Origin of the sequence: Microcystis sp. LE19-10.1B (genome assembly GCF_027530565.1) — a bacterium.
In the GTDB taxonomy this organism is placed as follows: Bacteria; Cyanobacteriota; Cyanobacteriia; order Cyanobacteriales; family Microcystaceae; genus Microcystis; species Microcystis aeruginosa.
This window is the reverse complement of record NZ_JAPZQM010000115.1, coordinates 1-3,859: the sequence shown is the minus strand read 5'-3', so window position 1 is coordinate 3,859 and position 3,859 is coordinate 1. Positions and strand designations below refer to the sequence as shown.

Annotated in this window: 5 protein-coding genes and 2 pseudogenes; 2 read left to right on the top strand and 5 right to left on the bottom strand. The window is 43.1% G+C overall.

Going from position 1 to position 3,859, the window contains the following annotated elements; translation table 11 throughout:
- Positions 1-99: 99 nt before the first annotated feature.
- From O9332_RS04055 to O9332_RS04045, 4 genes and pseudogenes are all read right to left on the bottom strand, one after another.
- Positions 100-291, bottom strand: a complete 192-nt coding sequence (locus O9332_RS04055) for a hypothetical protein (RefSeq protein ID WP_288023761.1) — start codon at positions 289-291, stop codon at positions 100-102.
- 54 nt (positions 292-345) lie between these two features.
- Positions 346-495 (bottom strand): annotated as a pseudogene (locus O9332_RS28305) (methyltransferase); the annotation flags it as partial.
- Positions 496-549: 54 nt separating this feature from the next.
- Positions 550-1,248 (bottom strand): hypothetical protein, encoded by a 699-nt coding sequence (locus tag O9332_RS04050; protein WP_002763548.1) that lies wholly within the window; start codon positions 1,246-1,248, stop codon positions 550-552.
- Between the two features lie 196 nt (positions 1,249-1,444).
- Positions 1,445-2,158, bottom strand: coding sequence for a 2OG-Fe(II) oxygenase (locus O9332_RS04045; RefSeq protein WP_002763549.1), 714 nt, complete (start codon positions 2,156-2,158; stop codon positions 1,445-1,447).
- A 566-nt stretch (positions 2,159-2,724) separates the two neighbouring features.
- Here O9332_RS04045 and O9332_RS28300 point away from each other — a divergent pair.
- Positions 2,725-2,889 (top strand): hypothetical protein, encoded by a 165-nt coding sequence (locus O9332_RS28300; RefSeq protein WP_002763551.1) that lies wholly within the window; start codon positions 2,725-2,727, stop codon positions 2,887-2,889.
- Between the two features lie 72 nt (positions 2,890-2,961).
- Positions 2,962-3,510, top strand: a pseudogene (locus O9332_RS04040) (DUF3782 domain-containing protein); the annotation flags it as partial.
- 236 nt (positions 3,511-3,746) lie between these two features.
- Here the strand turns inward: O9332_RS04040 and O9332_RS04035 are convergent.
- On the bottom strand, positions 3,747-3,859 hold a 113-nt coding region (locus O9332_RS04035), incomplete at its 5' end, for a transposase (protein WP_288023764.1).

The window sequence follows — 3,859 nt, the reverse complement described above, 5'->3', positions numbered from 1 at the left end:
GATAAATTCTCTCTAGCATTTTCTGGCTCTCGGGGTTTAGGTCTCTAATCAATCTCATTGTATTTTCCTGCTGCTTCGTTTTTTTATGTATTATACTTCTTAATTTTTTATTTGGGTAATTAATTTTGCATGACTACTTATGGTTCGATAGGGGGGGCATAAATCGACTAAATCCTTATCTGGCAAGAGACTTAATTGATTAGTTCGTTCTAGATCGAAAACAATTAACAAAAATCGCCAAATGTCTTTATACATAAGGGTTACATCCCTTATAAACCCCGTCCATTGCATAACACAAACCGAAGAGCCATTTTTATTTTAGGTGGTTTAAGTGCGTTTTAGCTTAGCTTGAGATAGCCAGTAACCCGAAATCATTTGGGTTAATTGAAGATGAAGAGGGAGTTCAGGTAAGGACATAATCAACTTTTGTGGGAATAAAATTAAACAGTACCATATAGGATAAGCTGCCCGCGCATTTAAATTGCTGGTTGAGATGAGGCAAGAGTCAAGACTCCCCCAACCTCAAGGCTGTTCCATGTTTCCTTCTATTTATTGAATTTTAACATTTAATTTATAGGTGGCATTGCCACGAGTTCCCCCTACAATTATTTCATAATTTCCAGTAGCCGGTAATTTTAAACTAGATTGGGTAGCTTCTGTTTTCAAAGTTTGCCCATTCGGTGCAATCACATCGAATACGGCATTATTTTCTAATGCTGTAATTTTCAGATCCATTCTCTGTCCTTGATTCGCTCTTAATAAATAAATATTTCGACTACCTCGAACAACCGATTGATTAACTGCAGTGGTATTAGTTCCTGGTGCCAACCGAATTTGAGATACTAAACAAGGTTGTTTTTGATAAACGACTCGTCCCGTATTCAAAGAATCTGAAGTTAACGTCCATTTTTCTTGAGTTGTTTGAGTATCTAACTCAATTTTTGTCTTGATATTTAAGTTTAACTGATTCCCATTTTTCCTTCCTTGTAAGGTTTGAGTATAGGAACTATAATAAGATTCTTGTTCATTATGAATCGTAGCTTCTACCCGACCCGTGACTTGATTTCCCTGAATATAAATCCTCGCCGTAGAATCTAGATCATCATTAGCGACTGAAAAACAATAACCTTGAATCGAAGAAACGCTAGACGCTTGAGCAACTTGTCGGGGTGGATGATTTACCATCCTAGGTGTAACATTCAGTAAACTTGCCAAAATGACTACAGAGCTTAATAATTTCATCATCATAACTGACTCATGATTAAAGGTTAATTGATCACTGATTACTGATAGTTTCCATTCAATTAATTTCTAAGCGCGAGTAGAGAGCTACCATCACCAGACGGTGGCCCGTTGACTCCGTCTATCGTGAGCCAGGCAACGTTCGGGTTGCCAGTAAAATGGCGAGGTTGGCAATGCCTGTCTTTGTGTCGCTGGTGTCGTCTCACGCCGGATTGGGTTTGCGCGCATAGAGCTGCTCGGCGCGGTTGAACAAGATCCAGCTGCTCAGAATGTATTTGTCGTGCGACTCGGGCACATTGCCGCGATGGGTATGGGTAAAACCGGCGGGAGCGATCACCATCGTCCCAGAGGTCGGCTTGAGCTTCCGTTCTTGGTACAAGAACTCCGTCTCACCACCGCGCTCTACATCGTTCAGATAGAACATAAACAAAAGGACGCGATGGAGCGTCTCGGCAGCTGGGTCGCGAGGATAGATTTCCGAATGCCAGTAGTAGTAACCACCGACACTCTTCGAGTATTTCTGAACGTTGATCGCTCCGGGTCGAAATACTCTGAACAAATACTCGGCGAGTTCCAGGTCCGATGCCGCTCCAACATCCGAAGTTGTTAACGGCCTGACCAGTCCGGTAGCCGGCTCTTGCCAGCTTAATGCGAACGCACTCGTGACCAGGTATGGATACTTGCGAATGTACAACATCAGGTGACGCAGTGTGCTGTCGAGTATCTGACTGTGCAAATCGCTCCACTCGGAGAGGCCTGTGATGGTGATGTCGGTGCTGTTCTTCTTGGATTTGTCGACTCCATGACCGATCCGTCCATCCGACTTGCGGTCGCTGGCTTCGAAACGATGCCTGATCTCTTCGCACAATTCTGGGCGTAAAGCGTGTTCGTAGATCTCGATAAAGTCAGTTGTCATTGCAGCTTTCCCACCCCAAAGCCTGGATACATTTGCAGGCGGTCACGGATTCCATCTAGTTGGTGATTATAACAGGTTTGCGTTGCATCGAGAGCTTTGCCTGTATCCGGAAAAAGGCAGATGTACGCTGATGCAAAGGTTTCGCATTTCCATTCCAGTAGAGAAAATAATGCGAGTTCCCTTAATACAGACTTGACCGTGACATACTAGAGGAACACTAATACTAAATCCGCTGAGTATAGGCTACTTATCAGGACAGGCAACAGGCAACAGGCACTCATGCAAAAGGAGGAATAAATAATTAGTAAGGAATATTACAAATTGTTAACCGAGTCTTGAAAGCCTTGTGCTACAAAGGTTTAAAATGTTTAGAAAGCTCTAACTGCGGTAAAACCGAGGCTCTTCACCTGACATTCAAGATAAGGAGCAATAACACAGCACGATACTTGTGTCAAGTTTTCTACATAATTCTTAATATTTATCTCGTTTTTGCTCTCTCGCTCTCCTCGGTTTTCTCGACCGAATCGCTAAAATAATTAGGGGTGTTTTATTTTCGATGTCAGTCCATGAGTGAACCTGTAACCCTTGAGGATATTTACCAGCTATTCCGCGCTTCCGCCGAGGAGTTTGAGCGCCGTTTAAGGGAAAGCGATCTTCGTCGGGCTGAAATGGAACGTAAGTGGGTGGGTGGAATTAAATATAAGATGAACGTAGGTTGGGTTGAAGCATGAAACCCAACGCCCGATTATGTTACGCTACCGCTAACCCATCCTACAAATAATTGTGCCTCCCTACTTATCTTTGCCGAAGCGAAATTAGAAAACGAGCGCCGTGCCGCCGAAGCGAAATTAGAAAGCGAGCGCCGGGCTGCCGAAGCCGAGCGCTCGATGGCAGAACTGAAACGCACCGTAGAACGAACCAGCAAAGCGGTAGATAGTTTGACCACTCGCTGGGGTCGATTTGTGGAGGAATTGGTAGAACCGGCGGTTTTACGGCTTTTTCAGGAAAAAGGCATTGATATTAAGGAAGTTTATCCCCGCGCTAGAGTCAAGCGTCAAGGTATCGCCATGGAAATTGATATCCTAGGGGTGGATGATACCGATCTTGTGGTGGTGGAATGTAAATCTCGATTATCTCAAGATGATGTAGATGAATTTATCGAAAAATTGACTCGTTTTAAAATCGCTTTTCCCCATTACAAAAACTATCGAGCTTACGGTGCAGTCGCTGGTATTGAAATTAACAAAGGTGTAGATCGCTATGCTTATAAAAAAGGCTTATTTGTGATTAAACTATCTGGGGATACGGTGGCAATTATTAATGATGCTGACTTTCAACCGAACACTTGGTAAAGAGATAAGCTAAACGGCGCTTAACCTGCATGATCCAACAGCTATAACCCTTTTGGAGTCTATATCGGTGATCCGAAGTAAAAGCCGTTTAGCTTATATAGCATTTCCTAAGCTAGTGAGGTACACCTATTTTTCTTCCCTTTTGCCTTCTGCCTCTTGCATGAGTGCCTAAAACCCATAACTTTTGTACCTCAGCAGACTGAAAAACGCGGCTCTTCGTTACCCTTTATGCTAAATCAACATACAAGATGCCAAGATAACATACTTCTAACCCAAAAATTCCGAAAGTTTCTCAAGCCATAGCCTCTCCGTTTTATTAGTTTAAGTTTATTGTTGATTCCCTCGACCA

What these genes read in the sequence shown, in the direction of transcription:
- O9332_RS04055 (WP_288023761.1), bottom strand. Translation starts at nt 291, where the DNA reads ATGCAATGGACGGGGTTTATAAGGGATGTAACCCTTATGTATAAAGAC.
- O9332_RS04050 (WP_002763548.1), bottom strand. Translation starts at nt 1,248, where the DNA reads ATGATGATGAAATTATTAAGCTCTGTAGTCATTTTGGCAAGTTTACTG.
- O9332_RS04045 (WP_002763549.1), bottom strand. Translation starts at nt 2,158, where the DNA reads ATGACAACTGACTTTATCGAGATCTACGAACACGCTTTACGCCCAGAA.
- O9332_RS28300 (WP_002763551.1), top strand. Translation starts at nt 2,725, where the DNA reads ATGAGTGAACCTGTAACCCTTGAGGATATTTACCAGCTATTCCGCGCT.